The sequence below is a fragment of the Barnesiella sp. WM24 genome (assembly GCF_004570975.1).
Lineage (GTDB): Bacteria > Bacteroidota > Bacteroidia > Bacteroidales > Muribaculaceae > Muribaculum.
Map to the genome: position 1 here is coordinate 101,406 of NZ_SPPC01000004.1, position 23,932 is coordinate 125,337.

Below are 23,932 nucleotides of genomic sequence, written 5' to 3' on the forward strand. Positions count from 1 at the left end.
ACAACCAGTTTACAATGATGACACAATCTCGATATAACGGTCAATATCACGGCGCGACTGCATCTCGGTCACCGCAATCATTATCTCATGTTCGCCAAGCTTCACCCCGGGGAGTATCCCTTCTGCCACGCAAGCCGCCATCACATCGTCAACCTTGTCGACGGTAGTCATGACAAACTCATTGAGATAAGGAGCGTCAGGATAACTTAGCGACATCTTGCCTGTAGCCTCAAGCTCTTTAGCAAGATAATGGGCGCCGGCATATCCCACCCTGTTTACCTCATCAAGCCCGCGCGCACCGAGCAAAGAGAGATAGACACTCACAAAGAGCGCCATCAGCCCCTGGTTGGAACAGATGTTGCTCGTCGCTTTCTCGCGCCTGATATGCTGTTCGCGCGCCTGCAGGGTCAGGACAAAGACTCTCTGTCCGCGGTCGTCGACGGTAGCGCCGACAATACGTCCCGGCATCTTGCGCATCAATGCCTTTGTCGCACACAGATAGCCCAGATAAGGACCTCCGAAATCAAGAGGCATTCCGAGCGACTGTGCATCGCCGGCTGCGATGTCGGCACCCCACTCTCCCGGCGATTTTATCGAGCCCAGAGCCGATGCAGGGGCGTTCATCACAAGAAGAGCCTTTGACTTGTGGACAGTGTCGGCAAGACCGGTGTAGTCTTCAAGAATACCGAGACGGTTTGGCGTGGCGACAATCACCCCTGCCACATCGCCTTCGGCAAGCATACGGTCAAGATGGTCACGCGATGTCACCCCGCCCGCCTCCGGCACCACGTCAAGGCGAATGCCGTGGTAACGCGCATAGGTGGCAAGCACAGCTTTCACCTGAGGAAGCACTGTGTCGGAGACAAGCACCCTGTCACGCTTGCGCGACGCAGCGACACACATGAGCATAGCCTCGGCTGTCGCCGTGGCACCGTCATACATTGACGCGTTTGAGACGTCAAGTCCGGTCAGCGATGTCATCATTGACTGGTATTCAAAGATATATTGCAGTGTCCCCTGAGAAATCTCCGGCTGATAAGGAGTGTAGGCGGTGAGAAATTCCGACCTTGACAATACGGATTTCACCACCGCCGGCGTATAATGGTCATAATATCCGGCTCCGGCAAAACATATCAGACGGCGATTGTTGTCGCTCAACGACTTGAAAAAGTCGCGCACCTCTTTCTCACTCATCTGCTCCGGAAGCTCATACCTGCGCTTGAGCAGCAATTCATCGGGGACATCAGCACACAGCTCGTCAAGCGACTTCAAGCCGCAAGCAGCGAGCATCTCCGCTATATCCTCCGGTGTATGGGGCAAATAACGATGTAGCATAGGCTGTCAGAATAAAGCGTTTATCCCTCACCTATCAATGACACAGCTCGCTGTAAGCGGCTTCATCAAGCAGGGCGTCAAGCTCGGCGGGGTCATCAATGCTCACCTTGATAATCCAGTTGACCATAGGATCCTTGTTCACAAGCCCTGGCTCGTCGACAAGCGCGGAGTTGACCTCTTCCACCTTTCCGGTCACAGGCGAGATAAGGTCGCTCGCCGCCTTCACGCTCTCGATTGCTCCGAAATCCTCACCTGCCGCCACATCGTCATCGACCTCGGGCATGTCAACATATACTACATTTCCAAGCTGTTTCTGGGCATACTCGGTGATGCCTATATAGCCTGATGTTCCTTCTACTCTTATATATTCGTGACTGGGAGAATAATAAATCTTGCTCATAGTTTAATATGAATTTAGGTTATTAATATTTTTTTACGCAGTTAACCGCGCATTAGTTTTTATAGCTCTTCTTATAGAATTTTTTATTCACGACGACGGCAGGAAACGTCTTGCGGCGTATTCTCACCAACAATGGAGTCCCGACAGCCGCATGTCCGGCGTCAATCAGGGCAAGCGCAAGGCTCTTGTCGATGGAAATCGCATGATAGCCCGTAGTGACGACCCCTACAGCCTCACCCGATTCATCGAGCACTTCATAGCCGTGGCGCGGAATCGCACGGTCAAGCAACTCTATACCGACAAGCTTACGGCTTACACCGGCAGCCTTCAGTGACTCGGTGGCATCCTTGCCTATAAACTCCTCTTTGTCAAGTTTCACAAAAACACCGAGTCCTGACTCAAGCGGCGAAATGTCATCGGCAAGCTCATTGCCATAAAGCGGCAATCCCACCTCAAATCGAAGAGTGTCACGACAACCAAGCCCACACGGCTCCACCTTTCCGCTGTCAATAAGCTTGTCCCAAAGACGGTTGATCAGGTCATGGGAGGCATATACCTCAAAACCGTCCTCACCCGTGTAACCGGTGCGGCTGACGATAACGCTCTCTCCGTCGATGTCAATAGTCTTAAACGTGTAAAACGCCAGTTCCCCGCAGTCGATGCCGAGTACTTCCGTCATCACCTCTTCTGACAGCGGACCCTGCACGGCAATCTCTCCGAGACAGTCGCTCATGTCGTCAATCATCACGTCGTAGCCTGCAGCGCAATCCTTTATCCACGCCACATCCTTGTCAATGTTGGAGGCATTGATCACGAGAAAGAAATCATCGTCATCGCGCTTGTAGACAAGAAGGTCGTCGACCACCCCGCCTACAGGATTGAGCATCATTCCATAAAAGCACTTTCCGGGAGCGCCTGTCGTGACATCATTTGTAAATATGTGATTGACAAACTTCTCCGCATCGGCTCCGGTCACCGAGACCTCACCCATGTGAGACACATCAAACACTCCGCAGGCATTGCGCACGGCATTATGCTCTTCTACAATCCCTTTATACTGTATCGGCATGACAAATCCGCCGAAAGGACTCATCTGTGCGCCGAGAGCCACATGCTTGTCATAGAGACATGTCCTTTTCTCATTATCCATTGTTATCAGGTATTATTAGGTTTATAAGTTGGTCACGGTCAATCGAGGCTATTACTTCAGGAGGATTGATGTCGCCAAGCGCCTCGTCAACTGCGTCGCGCGAATATCTAACTCCACGCAACGGCTCTATTATCTTCAGGTCGATATCGCCTACCGGGAAATAATCGCCGGCTATGTTAAGGTCAAGTATGCAGTCGCCTTTAAGCTCAATCTCAACAAGAAACTCACCGACACCCTCAAGCCTCACCGCGTGACGGCGTGAGTAGCGGGGATTCTTGCCATAAATCCAGCGGTCAGTATAATATTGCCTCGACATCTCCTCTATCCGCTCCACGTCATCGGCGCCGAGCGCGATTTCTCCGTCACATAATGTAGCCCTCACATATTGTTTGAACTCATCTATCGACATGTCGGTATATTCACGCAACACTGTTATATGGCTTTTCACCGAGTCCACTCCCTTCGACCTCAGTTTTGCACCCGACGGCGAGATTGCCGCCGACATGTGGGCAATATCCGTGTCATAAAGCATGGTACCGTGGACGATACTACGTCCCGGTATGTGGTAAAAAGCGTTTCCCGACACTTTACGTCCGCCAATGGTGACATCATTCCTGCCGCTGCTTCGGGCGTCAATTCCAAGTCCGCGAAGCATCTCCGCCACCCTGCCGGTATAGTCAGAGAAAGTAGTCACCACGTCATCGCCCGACACTATATAGCTGAACATTATATTATCCATGTCGGCATAGACACACCCGCCACCGCTCTTACGCCGGTAAAACTCTATACCGTGGTCGCGGCAGTATGACAGGTTCACTTCATTATCGATAAGCTGGTTTCGTCCAAAAATCACAGTGGGATTCACCTGCCACATGAAAAAAATCTCATCAGAGAAACGGCGGGCAACATATTCCTCCATCGTAAGATAAAACGGAAGAGGACGCACGTCATTATCCGGTAAGGAAACGTACTTCATTGAATCGTGTTTTCGTGGTTAATGTTAACTTTCCAAAGTTATATAATGTTTTTGACATTTTCAATTTTATCCGCCTGATTTTTCACCTCGATTTCAGCCGGCGCTTACTTAATGTTTTCATCGGTGACGGAATCTCTATATCCACCGATTTCATCGGCATCGGTAACGATTACGCCAAAAGTAACCATCAGGTGTCTTTTCAATTATTCAACCCATGATGTTATCGGCTCTGGTCGCCTTATAAATTTACCGTCTTCTTTCACATACCATATTACATCGCCGGTCCACCAGCTTGTCCTTCTCATTACTGCGATTAAATTGTCAGCATAGTGAATATTGGTAATAATCGGAAACGAGGTAAACCACCAATAACCACCCCAATGACCATAATCCACCGGAATATACTTCTTTAGTTTATTGACATTCTTCTTATTGATATTTCCTATCTTATCACCATTCTTTAATCCGCCTGCAAATGACGACAGTTTCTTGTTTATGTCCGGTGTCAGATACAGACCTCGCCACGGCAGAACAGGCGTCACGCTGTCAACATCATATTGTTCGTCTCTCAAATCTTCTATAAATTCCGGAAAACCATGGCAAAGTTTCGCCATCACGGTATCGACATCGAGGTAATACCTTTCAATTTCAATTGTCCGGGGTATTTATTCAGATTAGATGGCTTATTTATTATCAGTCAGTTTCATTTCTTTTTTGTGCTTCAACAAATTCCTGTTTGCCTGGAAAAGTCTGTGCTCCTAATACTCCGGGACTAAACTCGAAGACAGTTGAGTCATTATATACTATCAGGCATGGATCGGCGTTTATGCTGTCCTGCTGGTCATACGAGAGAGGGTGATTATAAAGACGATATGAGTACATTCCCATATTCATACGTCGGAATCGGATAGTTGAATACTCTGAATTGGGATAATTGTTGACATCTATCCCTATACAACCTAAGTAGTCCAAACGTTCTTTTAGTTTCTTCATTTCAAACTCGCCTAAAATATCGGATTGTGACACTTCGTCGTTATCAAATTCAAAAACCAGTCGTGTGCTGTCAGGCAGCATGTCGCGATAACGATCTACTGTATTCCACATCCAGAAAACAGGCTCTCCGTTGTAACATTCAGCCATAATGAAAGCATCGCATTTCATAGGTGGTCTATTAAGTAGATAAACTATACCCCCAAGCAGTAACAAATCGGCGATATGGAACCATAAAAGAATCTTGTCTGTTTTTGTGCGTCGCCTTACGGCCTTGACAAAAGAGTAAATCCAAAATCCGATAAGAGGAACTGTTACAAGGAATACGAAAATCAAGAACACAATGACACCGACCGCCCGAAAATCTTCTTTATCGGCAGATGCAATCAAAAACGCAAGCAACCAAACCGTGACAACTGCCACTGAAAGATACCGCATAAATCGGATGAATCGTTGTCGTTTATTTATCGGCTTACTTATTTCTTTATTCTCCATACTCAATGTTGCGGTTTAATGCGTATTCTTTGGCTTTCTCTTTATCAAACGAATCGTCAAGGGGGAGTATTGCCACGCCATCCTCTGTTGTTCCGCCATTATAGAAATCTCCGTAAATCACAATCGCCCCGATTGAGTCCAACGGGGTGAAGGATTTTGGATGAACAAACTTATATCGCTGTTTCTCTACTTCAAGCAGACCCTTCTTTTCATAAAGAATGGCACTGTCAAAGCCTATTATCTCTGACGGCTCCTTCATGATATATTTATCCGTTTCGCAATACACTTTATCAAATGTCAGGAATGTAAAGATTAAGCCTGCAACCGAGAGAAGCACCCAACCAATAGCATATATCCGAGAAATAGTATTATACATTGATTTGCCACTCCGCATGAAATATATCGCAATGCCCGACAGAGCGGTTATCCAAAACAGCACATAGCCTAACCGCCAACGCAACTGCAAACTGTTCAACACCACAAAGAGGAACAGAGCCAGCATCATGTCATGAAAAGCCACCAACAATATCTTATGCCACTTATTCATAACACCTGTGTTTCATCTGTTCAGTACGAATTTTTTCGGCAACCATAATGCTGTCTTTTTCCCGGGCTGAAAGCGGACCAACATATTTATCTCCATAACTCAACCGATTATCAACTGCTGTGACTATCCACCAATAATCATTGTTTTGCTCAATGATTATTGTAGAATCATTCCACCATACTTGTCGGACATTTGCAATGAATGGCGGTGCATCTTTATAACCGAGTTTTGAAACGAATACAGGGTAATCTTCCTCACTTTCTCCATATAATCCTTCACCATAAGTGAATACAGAGTAATTCTCAGTCAGGTCATGACGATTGTTGCAGGACAAGAGTGCGAATAGTACAAACAAACCAATAGCGAATAGGATTATCCTGCCGAGATACATGTTTTGTGCATGTGATGATTGGCTATCATAAACTTCTGAGCCGCCGAATTGCTCAATGGCGTTGATGACATTTTTGTTGCGACAGTACATCCCGGATAGTCTGACCGAAATTCCATTGGCATCAATTCTAAGGTAGTCACGACCGAATCGGGAATATTTGAAGACATACACCAATGTGAATATTCCGAAAAACGATGTACCAACGATTGCTCCAACAGGCCAAACGTCAGAGCAAACACAATAGATGTTGAATGCCAAACAGACAAGGCATAAAAGAGGAAACGTAAACGCCTCTTTCGCCGTATAGCAATAATATCGTTTCTTTCGTAAAAGCAACCACCATAAAGCGGCGAGTCCGAGAATGAACATGGCTGAAAATAATATTTTCACATCAAATTTCTTCAAATCAATAATATCTGTAACATCAGCCAAAATCATTACAAAACCGATTATCCCCAAAATCGGACATAGGACACTGAACACAGCTAACAGAGGAACGAAGAATCCATCCTGTTCCTGTCGCATCTGTAACCAATAATATTGGTAGAATAAGGTCCTTAGCCGTTTCATGTGAGTCTATTATCTGTAATATCGCAAATATAAGAAGAATAATCGACATTGGATGTGACAGATGTCACAAATGTGCGTGAAAATCAGCATTTAAACGGCATTTTTTATGATTTGTCAAATTTAGGTGTCGGCAAAGGCATTTCTGGCACTCATTTCGTCATAAATGTTCGGAAGTATATCCATGAGATGATAAGAAAAGGTATAAATGAAGCAATTAATAACATAAATCCAAACAATAAGATATATCCCTGTATAGCAGCTTGTTTGCCAATGGACAAAAGAAGTAACCCTCCGGTAAGTATAATGTTGTAACTTAACCAGACAGCAAAGGACATTTTTAATACTGATGTGTGTCCTATTTTGAAGCCTATAAGTCCGCTCATTGCACCGGAAATTAGAAATGTTGCGATAAGCTCAACATCTTCTCCCCATATCCAGATTCCTAAAAGGCAGGATATAATCGCTATAAGCAATTCAAAAATCCAAAATCGTTTATCGTTCAGTTTCATTTTCAATTTCAAGTCTATTGCCCATTTTGTCAATCCAATACCAGTTGTCGCTCACCCAGTAATGATATTCTCCGTCACTGCCTTTTACTTCTTCAAGATGCCCGCTGTCGGTCACTTTTGCACGCCCATTCTTAAACGGAAATCCAAATGCAAAGCGAGGCGATATTATCACCGCATTGTTTGCTGTGGCATATCCTATTTTACCATCGCAATCTACAATTCTATAGCGACCGTCGGACACGTAATCATCGCCATTATCATATTGATATGGTTTGAATCCCGCTCTTGACACTGATGGATAATGTCGGTCGGTGGTGACGACAAGCATTTTTTTTGCTTTTCCGCATGAAGTAGGTAAGATTTTCTCGCGGTCAAGTGCGACGGCATCTATTACACTGTCAATCCGTAGTGTATTAGAGGCATAGTTTATTGCTCCGTCTTTCCCTGCAAACAGTCCGGGACGTTCTGTTATGATACCGCGATTTTCACCATCAACTATTACCTGCACGGTGGTCGGTTTTGTATCTACCCGACATAATCCGGTGTATAGAATGTTGCCAAAGCAAATGGTTGAGTCTATAAAATCTACTTTTTCGATATCATATTCTCGCAACACAGGCATCGCTTCACAGACTAATGATTCCAATGTGACATCACCAAATGGCGATTGATACCATATATCCGGGTAATTCACGTCAGCGATTAAACTGTCTACAATCCACAATGGATTTTTCCACTCTCCACCATCTGCCAGCTCAATTAGTAGGTTTGACTTTGCGAGAGCAAATGTATCCTTGTAACCCATATATTGAAATCGTAATAGCTTATTCTCCGGAACTGACACCGTGAACAATCCCACAGTATCCGCTACTGCCATTAGACTGTCTTTTTTATCGGTATAAGCGGCATATACGCAAGCCCCTATCAGCGGCTCGCCATTATATTTGTCAACCACACGTCCGCAGACACTGACATTACGGGCATAAATACCTATACACACCGACAGCATCACCCCACAGATAATCACATATTTTGTATCAGTCAGTTTCATAGTTCATTGGTCCTTATGTAGATGAATGAATCAAGTTTATCAAGTTCCGATATTGGAACATTTGAGAACTCGCAAATCTCTGTTGTTCTCGGAATCTTATCAGGAGGGCAATCTGATATTATCTCTCCGGCAATATCGCTCAACAGTTCTTTATCCTGTTCGGATGGGAAAGAATCAAGATAGCATTTCAGCGTGAGGCGATTATATCTATAACCTATGGCAATGGCTCTGACATTCGACTGGAGATTTCCTTGTATTGCTCTGCTTGCGGAATCAACAATCCACCCATGTCCTTGATTATCTTTTATAATCCATCGCTTTGAAAGATACGATGTAAATACTACCGGAATAATGAGTGACATCGCCCATCCGACACAAATGATAACAGCAAATTCATTATCTGTAAAGAATGTGCCTTCATCAATAGGTATATTTTCCGGTCGCATATTTGCAGTAGCCGGATTCCAGTCATACATGAATGTCATTATTGGCGCAATCACCAACAAAGAGGAAATAAAATACAAATATCCGGCAAGTTTCATCCATGAACCTCCGTTATATAGCAGCCAAGTAGGAATGCCACAGATCGCAAAGTAAAGCAGAAAAATTGGGAATAGCAGTATTAGAATTATGCCACTGCCCGAATCAATTTCCGCACCGTTACATATAAGAGCACTGCATAACAGGCAGAACAACAATACTCCGCAGAGTAGCATCATTGCCTCGAATTTCCAAAATCGTCTATGGGTCAGCTTCATAGTTGTTGAGGAGTTTTGGGGTTATATTTCATTATCATAATGGCTGACACCGTGAACACAATCACAGCACCGATAACGGCACAAAGACTTGCAACAGCCATAGTTTCTAAATCACCGGACTTATTACGGAACCATAGGAAACCTTGATATTGATTAGCCCATATAGTCGAAAACATCAGATTTGAGCAGCCAGTAAATAAAGAAACAATGTCGTTGGAATACCTAAATATCGCATATCCCAATATCAGTTGGAATATTGGCAAAGTCATACAGACGGAGGCTCCCCAGCTATAGAAGGCTGCACAATACAGAATTTGAATATATGTAGCGACACAAACTATGAAGATTGGAATTATAGCCTTATAATTGCCTTGGTTGCCTTTTACCAACAATGCCAAACTTACAAGTATGGCTAAAAATAACGCGATTACCAACGATATTTTCATATTGATTTCATCAGCATTGGCTTTGGGAACTGCGTATAGCATTATTATTGCTTCTATAAGAAACAATCCGACCATATATAGGTTAATTTGCCACCGCTTCATATTACTTTCTATAAAACTGTGAATTTATAAATATCTGAATCAAATAAACTAATAAGAAAACCAAAACTACATCAAAAATGGCTATGACGTAAATCTCTCCTGCTCCACTAAATAGATACAGTGAAATAAAATATGGTATAAAGTTTATGGGATTCTCTGTATGGAACATCACATACAATAAGAAAGGGTAAAGAAAGAGAGTCAACGAAGAATATATCTTATAAGCAATAGGACGAGTTCTGATAGCTTTATAATAAAATATCAGTATCATTATCGCAAAAATAATCCGACCATTGAAATAGGAAATATGAAGAACATTATGAGATATATCATCAATACCCGCATCCGGCAGTATTGGGGATAGAAAAAGCATCAATAAAAATACCACTACGATTAAGTATGGCATATATTTGAGTATATCGGAGCAATTGTTCATAAATGAAATATTTTTAGACTTTTACCTATCATTTAATTGGCTATTAAAATCAGAAAAATCGCAAAAACAAGAAAGCCGAGAAAGCCATTTGCAAGGTTGTTGTCGGCATGGTCTATGTTGCTGAAATCGTCCGAACCATAACGTATTTGCTTGTATGATACTTTACGCCCTCGACGGAACAGTCGCAGACATCCATACCGAAGCCCGGCTCCGATATGCAGAATTGCCGCTCCGAACCATGAACGGATAAACATCGCTATAAATTCCATCATAAGTTCCATTATTTCAATCCATGTTGTGACTTGAAGACTTCCTCCTCGATAAAATTTTCAAGCAAGGCTCGGCAAGCATCATTCTCGGTAAGATGATTGCTTAAAGTTTTGCCGGCACCTCTATCATCTATATAGATCAGTTTGTAACGGTCGCCATCGCGCATCACCACCATACAATCCGGTTTACTTGTCGTATCGAAGTCAAAACACCATGGTTCGATACCCATCGTCAAGAGATACTTTGTTACAAACGCTCTGTTCAATGGCTGTGATAACATTGGTTGTGACCAAAATTTTTCTAACCGCTCGTTGAGCATATCACACACTTTTCCGACAGGGACAAGAGTATTCACTATCCCTGTATTTTTACTGACTCCGGTCAGGTAGTCGGCTCTTATGAGTTTTGCGCCCACTTTTACTGTCACAAACATTTCGACATATAGAAACGGAATAATCTCATACTTCATTTTTGCCGGTATCAGATATTCGAGCCTGTTGTCATATATCCTTGCAAGCGGCTTTCGCATTGCGCTCAATATCAGCCAGACAAATCCAATAATAACAACTAACGAAAAGAAGACAATTCCGAAATAGCCGATGAGTTTATCTATACCTGCACGAGGATGTATAGTCCTGAGATAACAACCCACGACAAACAATGAGCCGGCAAGTATAATGCCAATTATTCGCCAGATACTCGGATATATGTCAATTCGATTTTTCATTCAAAACCAGTTGTTAATGCGTTAACCGTATAATTCCAACATGACATATAGTTTCATCGCTTGCCTCCTTTCAGTTGAGATATGAATTGTTGGACTTGGGTCGGTGACATATGGGGTACGGAATCGTTATGTAATCTGATTTCTTTCCATTGGGGATGATAGAAGATAACAGATACGCTATCCGGTTGACCATACTCAATCTTACATGATATCGAGTCGGTCAGCAGAACATTGCCATGAGTATAGTCTATACGTGTGAAACATTCGGGAAGAATAAACGTAGCCTCATCATTGTCAATCCATTCTCCATGCGTGAAATAAAGACTGTCAATCAAATGATAGACATATTCCTTGTTTTTTGCATATTTCCCGTAATGAACCGGAACCACCCATGTTCGCGAGCCATTTTGACGGATATTATATATCTTAGACCCGTAAAATACTCCTCTTTCATTATCTATTCGATAGTCGCTATCTTTCAGTCGCCTCCCCTCATAAGGAGATAAATCATAGATTGTTTCCATCAATAATCCTGATTTACGCGCAAGATAAGCGCTTCTGTTTGCCACAATACCATCAGAGTGATAAATGATGTATTCATCATTCTCTGCAATAGTGGCAGGAATAAATGCCGAAAAGAAATAAAGTACAGGCAGCATCAAGATTACAGTGAACGTAAAGTCGACACGTAGCCACCATTTAAGCAGTCGCGGTTTGTCAAGATCTCCACCAAGAGGAAGCGCCACGACTCCAAGCATAAAACCTGCTATGAAAACCCATGCGTCAATTCCCCATCGCCACGACTGACTATGGCTGACAAGATATACCATACATAACCATACCGGCAGCAGTGCAATCTGCACCCATACCGACCCGAGCAGTATTTTATATCGGAGAGAATCTGACATTGCGGTTTAAGTTAGGGTTAGCTGTACTGTCGTTCCGTTCAAATTTCTCTAATATACGAATAATAATTGAATTTCAGTAGAACGACATCATAAACTGCCATTAAAATGTCATAAGAAAGACGTTTCAATCATAGTCAAAAATTATAGGATAGCGACAGATAGGCTCCCTGCATAAATGGTTTACGAGGATAAAAGTCTCTGAAGGAAATTCCATTATAGGATAAATGCCGATATTGGCTATATACATCATGGTTAGACATCAAATATCCGGCACTTACACCGCAAGGTCCACACTCAAGGCTTACACCTACGCGCAAATCCCAAGCAAGCCATTGACCTTGTGATGTGCTGACGTAATCATATTCTACATAAGGAAAATTTGATGTTGATTCAATGCCGACACGCTGATAGAGAATATTCAACATGACTCCTGACTCCGCGAAAAGCGACCATGAGCAACCACTGTAATTCAAGGCGGGCGTTTTTAAAATGACCGACGGACGGATATAAAAATTACACGGCTTGTTGTCATCCTCGTCTATATTCCAGTTTTTGCCGGATGCCCAACCTTCTTCATACCAGACTTTCCATGAACCGACAGAGCCGCCCAAACCAATGTAGTCGTTGAACATATAATGATAAGAGAACTCAAGCAGCCAGGAATAGGAAGAGGTCAACGCTCCGTTGAACCCCACCCTATGGTGTGTCTTATTTTCATCATTATCAGCAGGAAGTATCAACGGATTGACAAGTAAAACCAATAATAGCAATTTTCTCATGACACATTACGATGAGTGACTGACAGATTATTTCATGATGGCTGAATTTGCGCCGGATTGTACGCCAACTTCATTGCCGCGCTGTACTTTTTTACCGTAGTCAAATGTATAAGTCACAGATAAATTTATGCGCGGATGATAGTAATTGCCATAGTTGGTCCGCACTTCGGAGTATAGAGGTGTAGCGAGCTCCCACGTGGAAGTCTCCCAACCTTTGTTAAGCACATTATATGCCGAAATGCTTATATTCCAGTCTGAGTTTGACCACCCGGCAGTGAGGCTGTAAAAATTCCGGTTCTTATATAAAGTATTGCTATTGTAGCGTACTCCCTTTTGCGGAGTTTCGTAATATGCTTTGAAATAGAACTGTCTTAGGAAATAGACAGCCTGTATAATAAGCGCAAAAGGATTATAGCTCAACGGACAAGAACCTGTTATCTTGTTGAATCTCATTTCCGGATTTGCATAGAATTGCAAATCCCCATTCAGTAGTTTCCAGTTGAAAGCCAAGCCCGCCGACCCTGACAGATAATCGCCATCGTTTACCCAGTTTCTTATCAAAGCCGTCCCTCCGTTATAAAGAGAGTAAGTACGGAACATCCGGTCATACAGTCCAAAGAACTGTCCATAAGCACTCAATCCAAAACTATTTGAAGGCATCCATGTATAGGCAAGATTAAAGGTAGTATGACGGCTGTTCTTCAGGTTTGGATTACCCGATATATACATCAGCTCATTTTCCTGAAAAATATCTGACGCTTTCTCCATAATTCCGGCAGTGTTGCTTGCATATTGAAAATATACGGAAAACATATTTTTGTTGTCAAGTGAATACCTCACGTTGATGTGGGTAAACGGATACCAGTCATCATTCTTTAATCCATTGATATCACTGTTTTCCCAGGCAATTCCGCCATCGACATTGACTGCTATTTTCTGTGTTCGGTAATTGTAGCCCACCAGTCCTGCGGCAAAAGCATTGCTGAATTTGTCGTGATACGTATTGGAGCCTGTATAATGAAGGTTATTGCTCCATTGACCTCCGTTGACTCCCGCCATGAATGAATGATTTTGACCGACCTGCTTCCTAAGATAACCGTCTATCCGGTAATTGTAAGCATCTTCCCGTGCCTTGCGAATGATATTGATGGAATTACCTGCCGAGTAGTCAGTGACGGCATTCGTATGTGTGTAATTGAAAACCGGTGAAACATCAAAAGAGAAGTTTCGGGGAAAGGAGAAGAAGAATGAGCCTGAATATGACGCCGAGTTGTTACACTGTGGAGCATTCTGCTCGTAAGAGTAGTTGCCTGATGACTCTGATCCGTAGTCAAGCCTGCCGCTTCTGTAAATCTGCGGATTGGCAATGTGCTGAAACGAGACAGTGTTGCGAATCTGTATCTTATCAGAGCTATAGGTTGCGCGCAAAGTCACGGGATATTGATTCTGCTTGAATTTCGAGCTTTCGAGAATCTCGTTTCTATCCAGATTGTAAGGCTCGCCGTCCTTGATTAAAGAGCAAATGCTTTTGGTTGTGCCGCCATCGTGATTATGCTTCCAATTATTGGCGGCAACGTAGAAGTCGTAGGTCATCCTCTTATCTGACAACCTGGAATATACATTTGCCTGACTTGACAATCCTAAAAGAAAGTTTTCATCAACTGACATTTTAGTATATCCTCCATACAAATATTCCTGCACAATAATGTTCACCACTTTCTGCTGACCGCGAAAACGGGGATCTGTGGGAAACTCAAGATATTCCACTTTTCTGACGTCGGCGGTACGCAACCCATCCATTTCCTCCTTTGATGCCTGAAGGTAGTTGATGAATATGGCGACATCACCTCCAAAGTTATCAATGACTTTCTCCTCTATAGGATCAATCCTGAGCTGAGGTATTGCCATTACTTGCAGAAGGCTTATGACATTATTGGCGGCACTCTTCTGCTTTCCTGTCGGTATAAAGGAAGTAGAAACCGTTGAAAGCTGTTGCATCTGAGCTTCCACCACCACCTCGTTTAGCTCCTGAGTCTTGATGGAATCCGGCTCGGCTGATTGCGCCGTTGCAATCAATGGCATAACGGCGAGAGCCGGAAGCAGAATAATGTACTTTACTATTCCCATATCGAGTATAATTTAGCTGTCTCTATTATCTATAATTAGCCTCGACAAGAAGGTAATATCCCTCAGGCGCAGTTTCTGACGGCAATTCGTGAAGCAATGCAATCCTTGTTGTCTTGTTTTCCCAGACCAGTTCAGCCTCTATTCCTTCCGGAATACACTTGAACACATCCGTTTTTCCTTGAGCCGACATGCCATCTCCTATGTTTTCTTTCATCAGTTTTATAAGCGCCTCCTTTGAAAATGAAAGAAAGTTATCGTCAGACAGATATTTATGATTCCAGACATGAATCTCACAATATCGTGTGTCGTTAATTTCCTGAACATCTACAACATTATATTCACGTCTCTTATCAAGCAAGCAATAAATCCCGGTCGTGTAAGGATTTATCAGCGCGACACTTCCCCGCGCCCAGTCGAAGCAAAGAAAATCACGTTCATAAGTGTAAATCCTCAACGAATCGGAATATATCACCTTGCCCTCACTGTAACCTTTGGCATAACTCATCAGCCCGCTGCCTGAAGTGAAAAAATGCGTTGACCACCGAGATGTAAACTTCTCCTCCAGGCTATTTTCATCGGAATTCCGCTCATAGATACGGTATGTATCGGGCATCCCTTTGGCGCTCCAAACTATGGAATCATAGGGTTCCACAAACTCCGGAATTCCTAACGGGCTATATCGGTCAAGATAATCAAGTAATCTGAACGACAGATTGTCAAATGGTGCCGGGACCTGGAAATCATCATTCATAAATGGCATGAACCCGGCTTTTGCAAGTCTGAACCGATATTTGTCGGGAATACCTTCAAGCTTGTCGGTCGAGAGTTCGCCAAACGACCGCGTTACCCACAGGAGTGTATTGCACACTGCCGGTTTGCCGTCTGCATTGGTTACTGTAATAAGGTCGGTTTCTTCCGGTTTTCCGGAAGCATTCTCATCAAAATGGACCCTGAGAGTGTTATTGTCCACCATTGAGATTGCGAAACCCATATCAGGATTGGTGTAAGAATCGTTAGCACCTGCTAAAAGTCGGCTGATCGGATGGTTTACACAACGAAGTTCAATATCGCCGGATTTGTAGCCGGCATGCACCCGAATGTTGGCGGATGATGAAAAACTGTCATCCGTGTCAATAGATACTACTATCATATCGGCATCCGAGTTGGAAACGAGTTCCCACACCACATTACCATTCTCTTCCTCATCGTTACAACCGCTGAAAGCAAGTGCAATCAAAGTGAATAATGCTATTACCGGATATTTTTTCATGTCAATTACTATATTTTATTGAGTTACATATTTTGAGTAACCAAGCTATGTAATAGCGATTTATGAAGAAGCCCGCTCTCTATCGGCAGTTGACGGTCAGCTTCATTGACAACATAGCCCCAAAGCACTCGATAAGCATAACGTTTCTTACTATTTCATACGCATTTGCAAACCTTTGGCTTGCAATGGCGAAGTTATCAATTATTTCGGAATTACATACACATGAATCCAAAAAATATGCAATTTCAACACTTATCTCATGGGCTTTGGTCAATATTGAGAACCCCAAATGACGGCAGGTAAAGGTGGCTCAGGGATAAAATAAAATCCGGATACGCTCGCGCGCCGCCGGATTTCAAACCTATGATTCACTTATTTGTTGTTGCTTTGTATTCTCAGTTAAATATCACTTTTCCAGTCGCCGTCAGGTAACTGTTAAAACTTCGTTAATGTTAAATAGAAAGTCTTTCTCCAGTATCTGATAGGCATTGGCAAATATAGCCTTTGTGAGCAAACAATGCAAACACAAAGGCTATATTTAATAAATTTTAACTAAATATTTATTTAGTACCCAGCTCTTTTATCGCACCTGTGACAGGATTGAGAAGCAGATAGGCAGGCGACTTCTTGTCGGTAAACATCTTCGGGTCGAGACCGAAAGTTATGCCATACTGCGAGGCATCAATGCTGCCCTCCCAATATGTCTTGCCATTATAGTCAATCTCCAGCGATGCTGTGCCGGGAATACAATAAGCCACCCCACCCTTGGGAAACGCCTTCTCTTCTCCTTTTTCATTTACAGGTATCTCTCCGCGCGAAGTCACTTTAAGAGTCAGCATAACCGGGTCGCCTGAAAGATCAGACGCGTCAACAATGCCGTCAAACGCGGATATTCTGGCAATGACATGATTCTTCACGGCATCACCGGGAACATAGGTAAACGTGCGCACAGCCGTCGAATGTTGCTCCGTGCCGACAAACATCGCGGTAAGCGCTGCCTCCTGGGCGGCAATCTGGTCCATCACAAGCTGCATGGCGGCACCGTCGGGCGGCATCTGGTCAGCCTGACCAGTGATAAGGTCGTTACGGCTCTGACGCAGCTCGTAGATGCGCTGCGCGGCAAGTTCCGCACGCTTTGCCGATGACTGGCTCTGCAACATCTCTTCGCTCACGACCTGACGCGCAGCCGAAGTCTCAAGCGGAGTTGGCGCAGCCTTTACCGGCTCGGGAAGCACAGGCGAATCAGGCACCTCCACATCCTCATAGTTTATGGCAAGCGGGAGATTATTCTCATCCATTATAAGGAAAGGCGAAAAGCCTCCCTTGAATTCCATCAGATAGCGATTGTCATTGTCAGCGACGCCACGCGCGTTTACTATCACCTGCTTTACCGACCATGACTCCGACGGCTCCGCGACAGGATTGTCGACATTAAGATATTTTTTGGCATATTTATAAAATTCGCCCGGCTTCTTCACCACTCGCTCAGCCTCGACCGTGATGTCGAGCACAGTGACCGGAAGCGAATACACGAGTCCGTAGTCATTAGCCTTTGTGGCGGTGAACTTCTGAGTGGTCTGCGCCGACAGTCCACCGGCGATACCCACAGAGCAAGCAAGCGCAATTACAGTCTTCTTCATAATCTCATATTTATTATTGCTGTATTATTGTTAATGTTACCTTCATCTCATTATATCACGTATCGCTGTCCCGACATAATCGGCAATATCCGAGGCAAGCACCCCATACTCCCCATGTTCCTCAGCGGCAAGAGTCCCGGCATAACCGTGGATATAAGCGCCGAGCGTCGCGGCAAGGTCGGGCGAATAGCCCTGGGCAAGCAATCCGGCTATAACACCGGTCAGCACGTCGCCGCTTCCGGGAGTGGCAAGTGCCGGAGAGCCGCTTGCCGTAAAAAAGATGCGATGATCGGGTCTCACGATAGTAGTGTAATGACCTTTCAGCAGAATCACGATATTGTAAGTCTGAGCTTTCTGCATTGCTGTCATTATACGTGCCTCGTCAGACATATGCTCGCCGAAAAGACGGTCAAACTCGCCTGCGTGGGGAGTGATGACCGACATAGGTGGTATCGTGTCGAGTATCATCGGTCGCTGCGCTATACAGTTGAGTCCGTCGGCATCAATAAGAAGCGGCTTGGTAGAGTGGTTTATGAAAGTCTCGACGGCGCGCACTGTAAGGTCATGTGTTCCCATGCCGGGACCCATGGCTATCGCGTCATATTCATGACGCAGGTTAATCTCCGTTATACCGCTGTCATTATGGTCGACCTGCACCATAGCCTCCGGTACAGCTGTCTGCATTACGGTAAATCCACATCGCGGCACATGCACCGTAAGCTTCCCTACTCCGGCGCGCAAGGCACCGCGGGCGGCAAGCTGCGCAGCTCCGAGCATGCCGAAACTTCCGCCTACGATAAGCGCCGACCCGTAGTCGGCTTTGGATGAGAACTCGCCGCGCTGATGAAGCACCCTGCGGGCGTCATGCTTTTCAAGCAGGAAAAACTGCGTGGTCGTATTTTTTATCTCAGTCGAGCTAAGCCCTATGTCAAGCACCTTCCACTCGCCCAGAAATTCAGCGTTGTCGGAGATGAAAAACGACAACCGTGGAAACTGGATGGCAAGCGTGAGATCGGCATGTATAATGTTTCGCCGCAGGTTATCCTCATTCCACTCGGCAAAAAGTCCGGAAGGCACATCGATTGACACAATCTTAGCCTTTGAATTGTTGATATAGTCGACAAGCGAGCGGAACCCGCCGGTAAGCGATTCCCTGAGTCCGGAGCCAAACAGCCCGTCAATCACAACGGCACCCTGAGTAATCACCGGTGGAGTGAAGTCGCCCGTAACCTCGATAAAATTGGCGGCACCCGACTCAAGCAGACGCTTGCGGGCATAGGCACATCCTTCGCTCAAGCGATTGAACACATTGAAGAGAAGCACCTCCACCTCATATCCCTGCTCGATAAGCAGACGCGCCACGACAAGGGCGTCGGCGCCATTATTACCGTGTCCGGCAAACACCCACACTTTCTTATCGACACCCCACCGAGCCACAATCTCCGCGGTTATCGCAGAAGCCGCACGCTCGATCAGCGCAATAGATGACACACCCTCTTTCTCTATAGTATATTGCTCGATAGCTCTTATCTGTTCGTTAGTAAATATTTTCATCTTTGATAAAGAATATTTATACGCCTCACATGAAGGCAGCCACAAATTTACAAAAATATATGGCGAGAAATGACAAAAAATGCGTAAATTTGCGCAAACAAAAAGAACAATGGATAAAGTGACCTACAACGGCTTGACTTTCGAGCCATATATCACTCATGAAACTATACAAAGCCGCATCAGCGAGATAGCGGCTCAGATTGACAAAGACTACGCAGGCAAGCAGCCTCTGTTTCTGTGTGTGCTTACCGGTGCATTCCCGTTTGCCGCCGACCTTTTCAGGGCGGTTGACATTGACGCCGAGATTTCCTTCATACGCCTGAAAAGCTATGAGGGCACGTCCACTTCAGGAAAGGTAAAGGAAGTGATGGGGCTGACAGAAGACCTTACCGGCAGGGACATAATCATTGTCGAGGACATAATCGACACAGGAGCCACAATCAAAAAGCTTGTCGAAGACCTCGAAAAGAAAAATCCCGCATCGGTCAAGGTAGCGACACTGCTGTTGAAGCCGGAATCGCTCCAACACAAGCTTAACCCCGACTATGTAGGCTTCACCATCGACCCCAGATTCATAATCGGATTCGGACTTGACCTCGACGGACTCGCACGCAACCTGCGCGACATCTATCAACTGAAACAGGAATCATAAGAATTCCCTGACAAATAAAAAAACCTATGTTTTCTCAATAAATGACATTGAGATTATCTATTCAATATATTTTAAATTCTTGTCATGTTTAATATTGTTATTTTCGGTGCCCCCGGGAGTGGAAAAGGCACCCAAAGTGAGCGCCTGATTGATGAGTACGGGCTATATCACATTTCAACAGGAGAAGTGCTCCGCGACCATATCGCACGCGGCACCGACCTCGGAAAAGTTGCGGAAACCTATATTTCACAGGGTCAGCTCATACCCGACGACCTAATGGTTGACATCCTCGCTCATGTGCTTGACAACAACCCCGAGACATCCAAGGGAGTGATTTTTGACGGATTTCCCCGCACGATTCCTCAGGCAAAAGCCCTGAAAAAGATGCTTGCCGACCGTAATTCAAAGGTGCATGCGGTAGTAGGACTTGAGGTTGACGACAAAGAACTTGTAGACCGTCTTATAAAGCGCGGTCAGGAGTCAGGCCGCAGCGACGACAATCTTGACACAATCAACCGCCGCCTTGAAGTGTACCACAACCAGACCTCGCCTTTGCGCGAATACTACCAGGGCGAAGGAAAATATCACGCCATCCCCGGCAGCGGAAAGGTCGACGAGATTTTTGAGACCATCAAGGATTCATTGAAGAAAGTACAGGAATAACCACCAATCAATCATGGAAGAAAGCCCTATCAACAACGCGATATCAGATATTTATTCCGCCCTGTCAGGCAACAGCCTTGTCGAGGCGTCGATGCTCGCTGAAGAGGTGTTGGGCGACATCTTCCGTCAATGGCAAAAGCATAAGGGCGACAACGAGGCGTGTGAACTCGTTGCCGCCACTTGTGCCTATGTCGCTGTCATGACAGCCATGCAACGCCAGCAGGAAGCATATGCCGCGTGCATGACCGCATTTGCCTACACTGTTCCTTATAAAGTAGACCCCGCCGGGCTGCTGTCGTTAAGCCTGATGACATGGAACATACTTGAACAGACACTCAACGCTACACAACCTGCCGACAGCACAGCGGCACGCGAGCATGTAGCGGCAATCACCTCGGCGATCGGCAGCCTGATGTATAAATATTACTATGCCACCGGAAATGACAATCCCGATGACCCTGCGCTTTCCGATGCCTATCAGGCACTGCGCTTAATCACCGGGCTTGTCGACATAAATCCATCGCTTGCCGACACAAAAAGCACCATAAGCGACCTGTTGCGTCACAGCGAAGCGATAGGACTTATTCAATAACAGCTCTATTTTTTCAGATTATCCATTATCCACCGGTAGTGGCCGCGCTCGGTCTCTTCCGATGTCCAGTGTTCATTAACCGGAGTCAGCAGCGACTCTTTGGGCGACGATATAAGATTATACACGATATAGCTCGTCGAGGGAGGGCATGTATTGTCATTGAATCCCCACGTCATCCTTACGGGACACTTGAGATTGCGCGCAAAATTGACCACATCATAATAGCTGTACGTGCGCAACAGTTCCGGAGTGGCAAGCGAAGGGTCTTTCCTTATATGGTGAGGATAGCCGCCACCCTTACCGTCAACATAGCGTGACATGTCGGACAAAGCGGGATGATTTGCCACACAGCCGGTCACGCGCGGGTCAAGCATGGCTGTGGTAATCGCGAGCGCACCGCCCTGACTACCTCCCTGCGTAAACAGATTCTGCCCGTCCCAGCAAGGCAACGACGTTAGCAAGTCAAGAAAACGACGGCATCCGAGATACACATCCTTCATATAATAAGTGTCACGGTCATCAACGCCGGTCAGCATGTATTCGCCGATCTCTTTGCGATGGGCGGCAAACTGCCCTTCAGTCAATCCGGGATGAAGCCCGTGAATCTCTATCTCAAGGCGTATCACCCCACCCTCGCCATAGTAACGGTGACGCATCGGATCCTTGATGGTCTTTACTCCGGCACCGGGAGGTGTAAGCACGGCAGGGTATCTGCCATCGCCCTTGGGAACAAACAGATAGCCATACATGGCACGTCCCTCCGGATTGAGTTGAAGCTTCACGAGGCTACACGACATCTTGTCGGTCGAATATTCCTCTACCGGCTCTGAGGTGTAAGTGAGAGGAAACTCCTTGTCCTTTTCCACGGCAGCCCGCCAATAGTCAAGGAAGTCGTCAGGCTGACGCGTATAAGGCTCCAGCAATTCAGGAGAAAACCCCACCTTGACGTGATGAGAGCTCTTTACGCCGTCAATCATCGCAGTAAGACGCAAGTCACGGAAACCGGGCTCATCCATTGTCCCCATGTCAACAGTGGCGCGCCCGTTTCTTATCAGGAGCTTCCCTTCTGTATCGGAAGGCATCTCGTCATCACCTACAGCGTAGTCTACGACAAGCGAGTCAACAGGCATCCCGTAATGATACAACTGAACGTCAACGACTGCATTTTCCCCGGTCTTGTAAAGCCAGTCGGCATGGTCGGGCACAGTGACCCAAAGCATGTCGTCACGATAAGGATAATTTTCAGCCACCGCACCCACAGAGACAGTCACGGCAGCAGAGATTAAAATACACTTGGTTAGATTCATGGTTAAAAGACGATAAAAAAACAGATGAGGACACTTCAACCTAATGAGTGTCCTCATGCTTATAACACAATTATACGGTTTTAAAACAGATAAGCGGCTGTAATGGTCCAGAAACGGTCCTTACCCTTTACATCGGTAGTAGTGACGCCTGAATCTACATATTTTACAGCATTGTTGATTCCGAAGCCATAGCTTGCAGCAACCTGCACATGCTTCAGAAGCTCTACACCAAGACCGAAGTTCCATGAAACATCACATTTCTTGCGCTTCATGTCTTCTATCGTCTGCTTGCTGCAAAGGAAATCAAACTCAGGACCGGTTGTCAGGAACGGGGTCACGATATGACCGACGGCTGGAATACCGATTTTCCACTTCAAGTTGATAGGCACACCGATATAGTTACGGTTATTCTTATCAACGATAACTTCTCCGGCCTCAACATACTTGTTGACGCCTTCACGACGCACATACATCACCGACGCATCAAGACCGATACCAATGATGGGCACTGTAAATTCAGCCATAAGACCGCCTGTAAAGCCGGTGCGGTTTTCAGCGTCAAACACCTTGTCGTTCAAATGCAGCTGGTTGACTGTGATACCTACACGCGGACCGATGTGGAACTGAGCGGCAGCCGGAACTGAAAAACCTGCTACCATAACGATAGCCAATAAAAGAGTTTTAATAGTCTTCATAATTTAATTATATTAATGATTATGATAAGTGTCACTTTTAAACAATGACACGACCGCCCACTTTTACGAGAGCGATCGCGCAATGATAAGTCAAAACGATTTCCAACGACCCACTTGCAGGTCACTCACAATTAGTTGAGCTTATTGGAAATCTCGGCACCCGGCTTAAATTTAACGACCTTGCGGGCAGGAATGTCGATAGTTTCTTTTGTACGGGGATTGATACCTGTACGGGCAGCTTTTTCTGTTACAGAGAATGTTCCAAATCCGATAAGTGCCACCTTGTCATTATTTTCCAACGCACCGGTAATAGCTTCAAGGCATGCGTCAAGAGCGTTTTTTGCATCTACTTTGGTCAGGTTTGCCTTTTCAGCAATCGCATTGACGAGGTCTGTTTTATTCATAACTGTGTTTTTAAAATAGATTTACGTTGTGTTATTTGTCACAAATATAGATGTAAAATTTTAAATAAAAGTATTTTTCTTAAAAAAAATGCGAAAATTCTTTTCAAAATTGGTCAAAATGAAGCATCGAGGTCAAAAAACGGGATATTTTGCCTAAATTTGCAGCCAATAAATAACCAAACAGGATA

The 23,932-nt window shown here is 45.1% G+C and carries 26 protein-coding genes; 3 read left to right on the forward strand and 23 right to left on the reverse strand.

Features of this window, described 5'->3' with window-relative positions; translation table 11 throughout:
- Positions 1-9: 9 nt before the first annotated feature.
- The 20 genes from gcvPA to E4T81_RS05330 form a co-directional block, all read right to left on the reverse strand.
- Positions 10-1,335: an aminomethyl-transferring glycine dehydrogenase subunit GcvPA gene (gene gcvPA, locus E4T81_RS05235; protein ID WP_135042116.1), complete on the reverse strand. Its 1,326-nt coding sequence runs from the start codon at positions 1,333-1,335 to the stop codon at positions 10-12.
- Positions 1,336-1,369: 34 nt separating this feature from the next.
- Positions 1,370-1,735 (reverse strand): glycine cleavage system protein GcvH, encoded by a 366-nt coding sequence (gene gcvH / locus E4T81_RS05240; protein ID WP_135042118.1) that lies wholly within the window; start codon positions 1,733-1,735, stop codon positions 1,370-1,372.
- Positions 1,736-1,787: 52 nt separating this feature from the next.
- Complete coding sequence (gene gcvT, locus E4T81_RS05245; protein WP_135042120.1) at positions 1,788-2,885, reverse strand: glycine cleavage system aminomethyltransferase GcvT; 1,098 nt, start codon at positions 2,883-2,885, stop codon at positions 1,788-1,790.
- Positions 2,878-3,861, reverse strand: coding sequence for a lipoate--protein ligase (locus E4T81_RS05250; RefSeq protein WP_135042122.1), 984 nt, complete (start codon positions 3,859-3,861; stop codon positions 2,878-2,880). Before E4T81_RS05250 ends, gcvT begins: the two co-directional genes overlap by 8 nt.
- Before the next feature lie 203 nt (positions 3,862-4,064).
- Positions 4,065-4,433 (reverse strand): hypothetical protein, encoded by a 369-nt coding sequence (locus tag E4T81_RS05255; RefSeq protein WP_135042124.1) that lies wholly within the window; start codon positions 4,431-4,433, stop codon positions 4,065-4,067.
- 121 nt (positions 4,434-4,554) lie between these two features.
- Positions 4,555-5,346, reverse strand: coding sequence for a hypothetical protein (locus E4T81_RS05260; protein WP_135042126.1), 792 nt, complete (start codon positions 5,344-5,346; stop codon positions 4,555-4,557).
- Positions 5,336-5,893: a hypothetical protein gene (locus tag E4T81_RS05265; RefSeq protein ID WP_135042128.1), complete on the reverse strand. Its 558-nt coding sequence runs from the start codon at positions 5,891-5,893 to the stop codon at positions 5,336-5,338. The genes E4T81_RS05260 and E4T81_RS05265 overlap by 11 nt, the downstream gene beginning before the upstream one ends.
- Entirely contained in the window at positions 5,886-6,809 is a 924-nt protein-coding gene (locus E4T81_RS05270) for a hypothetical protein (RefSeq protein ID WP_135042130.1), read from the reverse strand. The genes E4T81_RS05265 and E4T81_RS05270 overlap by 8 nt, the downstream gene beginning before the upstream one ends.
- A gap of 194 nt (positions 6,810-7,003) precedes the next feature.
- Positions 7,004-7,363, reverse strand: a complete 360-nt coding sequence (locus tag E4T81_RS05275; protein WP_135042132.1) for a hypothetical protein — start codon at positions 7,361-7,363, stop codon at positions 7,004-7,006.
- Complete coding sequence (locus tag E4T81_RS15750; protein WP_209308159.1) at positions 7,347-8,414, reverse strand: hypothetical protein; 1,068 nt, start codon at positions 8,412-8,414, stop codon at positions 7,347-7,349. The genes E4T81_RS05275 and E4T81_RS15750 overlap by 17 nt, the downstream gene beginning before the upstream one ends.
- Positions 8,411-9,172 carry a hypothetical protein gene (locus tag E4T81_RS05285; RefSeq protein ID WP_135042134.1) on the reverse strand — a complete coding sequence of 254 codons (762 nt, stop codon included), beginning with the start codon at positions 9,170-9,172 and terminating at the stop codon, positions 8,411-8,413. The genes E4T81_RS15750 and E4T81_RS05285 overlap by 4 nt, the downstream gene beginning before the upstream one ends.
- Positions 9,169-9,693, reverse strand: coding sequence for a hypothetical protein (locus E4T81_RS05290; RefSeq protein WP_135042136.1), 525 nt, complete (start codon positions 9,691-9,693; stop codon positions 9,169-9,171). Before E4T81_RS05290 ends, E4T81_RS05285 begins: the two co-directional genes overlap by 4 nt.
- Before the next feature lie 495 nt (positions 9,694-10,188).
- Positions 10,189-10,428 carry a hypothetical protein gene (locus E4T81_RS05295; protein ID WP_135042138.1) on the reverse strand — a complete coding sequence of 80 codons (240 nt, stop codon included), beginning with the start codon at positions 10,426-10,428 and terminating at the stop codon, positions 10,189-10,191.
- Between the two features lie 8 nt (positions 10,429-10,436).
- On the reverse strand, positions 10,437-11,153 hold the full coding sequence (locus E4T81_RS05300) for a hypothetical protein (RefSeq protein WP_135042140.1): 717 nt from the start codon (positions 11,151-11,153) through the stop codon (positions 10,437-10,439).
- 53 nt (positions 11,154-11,206) lie between these two features.
- Positions 11,207-12,061 (reverse strand): hypothetical protein, encoded by an 855-nt coding sequence (locus tag E4T81_RS05305; RefSeq protein ID WP_135042142.1) that lies wholly within the window; start codon positions 12,059-12,061, stop codon positions 11,207-11,209.
- Positions 12,062-12,195: 134 nt separating this feature from the next.
- A complete protein-coding gene (locus E4T81_RS05310; RefSeq protein WP_135042144.1) occupies positions 12,196-12,840 on the reverse strand; it encodes a hypothetical protein in 645 nt (214 codons plus the stop codon).
- Positions 12,841-12,867: 27 nt separating this feature from the next.
- Positions 12,868-14,967, reverse strand: a complete 2,100-nt coding sequence (locus E4T81_RS05315; RefSeq protein ID WP_135042146.1) for a hypothetical protein — start codon at positions 14,965-14,967, stop codon at positions 12,868-12,870.
- 25 nt (positions 14,968-14,992) lie between these two features.
- The gene (locus E4T81_RS05320; protein WP_135042148.1) at positions 14,993-16,237 is read right to left on the reverse strand and encodes a hypothetical protein; all 1,245 of its coding nucleotides are present in this window, start codon (positions 16,235-16,237) and stop codon (positions 14,993-14,995) included.
- A 560-nt stretch (positions 16,238-16,797) separates the two neighbouring features.
- Positions 16,798-17,877, reverse strand: coding sequence for a DUF4831 family protein (locus tag E4T81_RS05325; protein WP_135042150.1), 1,080 nt, complete (start codon positions 17,875-17,877; stop codon positions 16,798-16,800).
- A gap of 42 nt (positions 17,878-17,919) precedes the next feature.
- Complete coding sequence (locus E4T81_RS05330) at positions 17,920-19,431, reverse strand: NAD(P)H-hydrate dehydratase (protein ID WP_135042152.1); 1,512 nt, start codon at positions 19,429-19,431, stop codon at positions 17,920-17,922.
- Between the two features lie 109 nt (positions 19,432-19,540).
- Between E4T81_RS05330 and hpt the strand changes: the two genes are divergently transcribed.
- The 3 genes from hpt to E4T81_RS05345 all read left to right on the forward strand — a co-directional run bounded on the left by hpt (position 19,541) and on the right by E4T81_RS05345 (position 21,338).
- The gene (hpt, locus tag E4T81_RS05335; protein ID WP_135042154.1) at positions 19,541-20,083 is read left to right on the forward strand and encodes a hypoxanthine phosphoribosyltransferase; all 543 of its coding nucleotides are present in this window, start codon (positions 19,541-19,543) and stop codon (positions 20,081-20,083) included.
- An 84-nt stretch (positions 20,084-20,167) separates the two neighbouring features.
- Positions 20,168-20,746 (forward strand): adenylate kinase, encoded by a 579-nt coding sequence (locus tag E4T81_RS05340; protein WP_135042155.1) that lies wholly within the window; start codon positions 20,168-20,170, stop codon positions 20,744-20,746.
- A gap of 13 nt (positions 20,747-20,759) precedes the next feature.
- The gene (locus E4T81_RS05345) at positions 20,760-21,338 is read left to right on the forward strand and encodes a hypothetical protein (RefSeq protein ID WP_135042157.1); all 579 of its coding nucleotides are present in this window, start codon (positions 20,760-20,762) and stop codon (positions 21,336-21,338) included.
- A gap of 5 nt (positions 21,339-21,343) precedes the next feature.
- Here E4T81_RS05345 and E4T81_RS05350 read toward each other — a convergent pair whose 3' ends face one another.
- From E4T81_RS05350 to E4T81_RS05360, 3 genes are all read right to left on the reverse strand, one after another.
- Positions 21,344-22,645 carry an acetylxylan esterase gene (locus E4T81_RS05350; RefSeq protein WP_135042159.1) on the reverse strand — a complete coding sequence of 434 codons (1,302 nt, stop codon included), beginning with the start codon at positions 22,643-22,645 and terminating at the stop codon, positions 21,344-21,346.
- Positions 22,646-22,725: 80 nt separating this feature from the next.
- Positions 22,726-23,340, reverse strand: coding sequence for a porin family protein (locus tag E4T81_RS05355; protein WP_135042161.1), 615 nt, complete (start codon positions 23,338-23,340; stop codon positions 22,726-22,728).
- A gap of 131 nt (positions 23,341-23,471) precedes the next feature.
- Entirely contained in the window at positions 23,472-23,744 is a 273-nt protein-coding gene (locus tag E4T81_RS05360) for an HU family DNA-binding protein (RefSeq protein WP_135042163.1), read from the reverse strand.
- Positions 23,745-23,932 lie beyond the last annotated feature (188 nt).

Bases quoted from the DNA above. Each gene is read 5' to 3' on its own strand.
- gcvPA (WP_135042116.1), bottom strand. From the start codon at position 1,335: ATGCTACATCGTTATTTGCCCCATACACCGGAGGATATAGCGGAGATG.
- gcvH (WP_135042118.1), bottom strand. From the start codon at position 1,735: ATGAGCAAGATTTATTATTCTCCCAGTCACGAATATATAAGAGTAGAA.
- gcvT (WP_135042120.1), bottom strand. From the start codon at position 2,885: ATGGATAATGAGAAAAGGACATGTCTCTATGACAAGCATGTGGCTCTC.
- E4T81_RS05250 (WP_135042122.1), bottom strand. From the start codon at position 3,861: ATGAAGTACGTTTCCTTACCGGATAATGACGTGCGTCCTCTTCCGTTT.
- E4T81_RS05260 (WP_135042126.1), bottom strand. From the start codon at position 5,346: ATGGAGAATAAAGAAATAAGTAAGCCGATAAATAAACGACAACGATTC.
- E4T81_RS05265 (WP_135042128.1), bottom strand. From the start codon at position 5,893: ATGAATAAGTGGCATAAGATATTGTTGGTGGCTTTTCATGACATGATG.
- E4T81_RS05270 (WP_135042130.1), bottom strand. From the start codon at position 6,809: ATGCGACAGGAACAGGATGGATTCTTCGTTCCTCTGTTAGCTGTGTTC.
- E4T81_RS05275 (WP_135042132.1), bottom strand. From the start codon at position 7,363: ATGAAACTGAACGATAAACGATTTTGGATTTTTGAATTGCTTATAGCG.
- E4T81_RS15750 (WP_209308159.1), bottom strand. From the start codon at position 8,414: ATGAAACTGACTGATACAAAATATGTGATTATCTGTGGGGTGATGCTG.
- E4T81_RS05285 (WP_135042134.1), bottom strand. From the start codon at position 9,172: ATGAAGCTGACCCATAGACGATTTTGGAAATTCGAGGCAATGATGCTA.
- E4T81_RS05290 (WP_135042136.1), bottom strand. From the start codon at position 9,693: ATGGTCGGATTGTTTCTTATAGAAGCAATAATAATGCTATACGCAGTT.
- E4T81_RS05295 (WP_135042138.1), bottom strand. From the start codon at position 10,428: ATGATGGAATTTATAGCGATGTTTATCCGTTCATGGTTCGGAGCGGCA.
- E4T81_RS05300 (WP_135042140.1), bottom strand. From the start codon at position 11,153: ATGAAAAATCGAATTGACATATATCCGAGTATCTGGCGAATAATTGGC.
- E4T81_RS05305 (WP_135042142.1), bottom strand. From the start codon at position 12,061: ATGTCAGATTCTCTCCGATATAAAATACTGCTCGGGTCGGTATGGGTG.
- E4T81_RS05310 (WP_135042144.1), bottom strand. From the start codon at position 12,840: ATGAGAAAATTGCTATTATTGGTTTTACTTGTCAATCCGTTGATACTT.
- E4T81_RS05315 (WP_135042146.1), bottom strand. From the start codon at position 14,967: ATGGGAATAGTAAAGTACATTATTCTGCTTCCGGCTCTCGCCGTTATG.
- E4T81_RS05320 (WP_135042148.1), bottom strand. From the start codon at position 16,237: ATGAAAAAATATCCGGTAATAGCATTATTCACTTTGATTGCACTTGCT.
- E4T81_RS05325 (WP_135042150.1), bottom strand. From the start codon at position 17,877: ATGAAGAAGACTGTAATTGCGCTTGCTTGCTCTGTGGGTATCGCCGGT.
- E4T81_RS05330 (WP_135042152.1), bottom strand. From the start codon at position 19,431: ATGAAAATATTTACTAACGAACAGATAAGAGCTATCGAGCAATATACT.
- hpt (WP_135042154.1), top strand. From the start codon at position 19,541: ATGGATAAAGTGACCTACAACGGCTTGACTTTCGAGCCATATATCACT.
- E4T81_RS05340 (WP_135042155.1), top strand. From the start codon at position 20,168: ATGTTTAATATTGTTATTTTCGGTGCCCCCGGGAGTGGAAAAGGCACC.
- E4T81_RS05345 (WP_135042157.1), top strand. From the start codon at position 20,760: ATGGAAGAAAGCCCTATCAACAACGCGATATCAGATATTTATTCCGCC.
- E4T81_RS05350 (WP_135042159.1), bottom strand. From the start codon at position 22,645: ATGAATCTAACCAAGTGTATTTTAATCTCTGCTGCCGTGACTGTCTCT.
- E4T81_RS05355 (WP_135042161.1), bottom strand. From the start codon at position 23,340: ATGAAGACTATTAAAACTCTTTTATTGGCTATCGTTATGGTAGCAGGT.
- E4T81_RS05360 (WP_135042163.1), bottom strand. From the start codon at position 23,744: ATGAATAAAACAGACCTCGTCAATGCGATTGCTGAAAAGGCAAACCTG.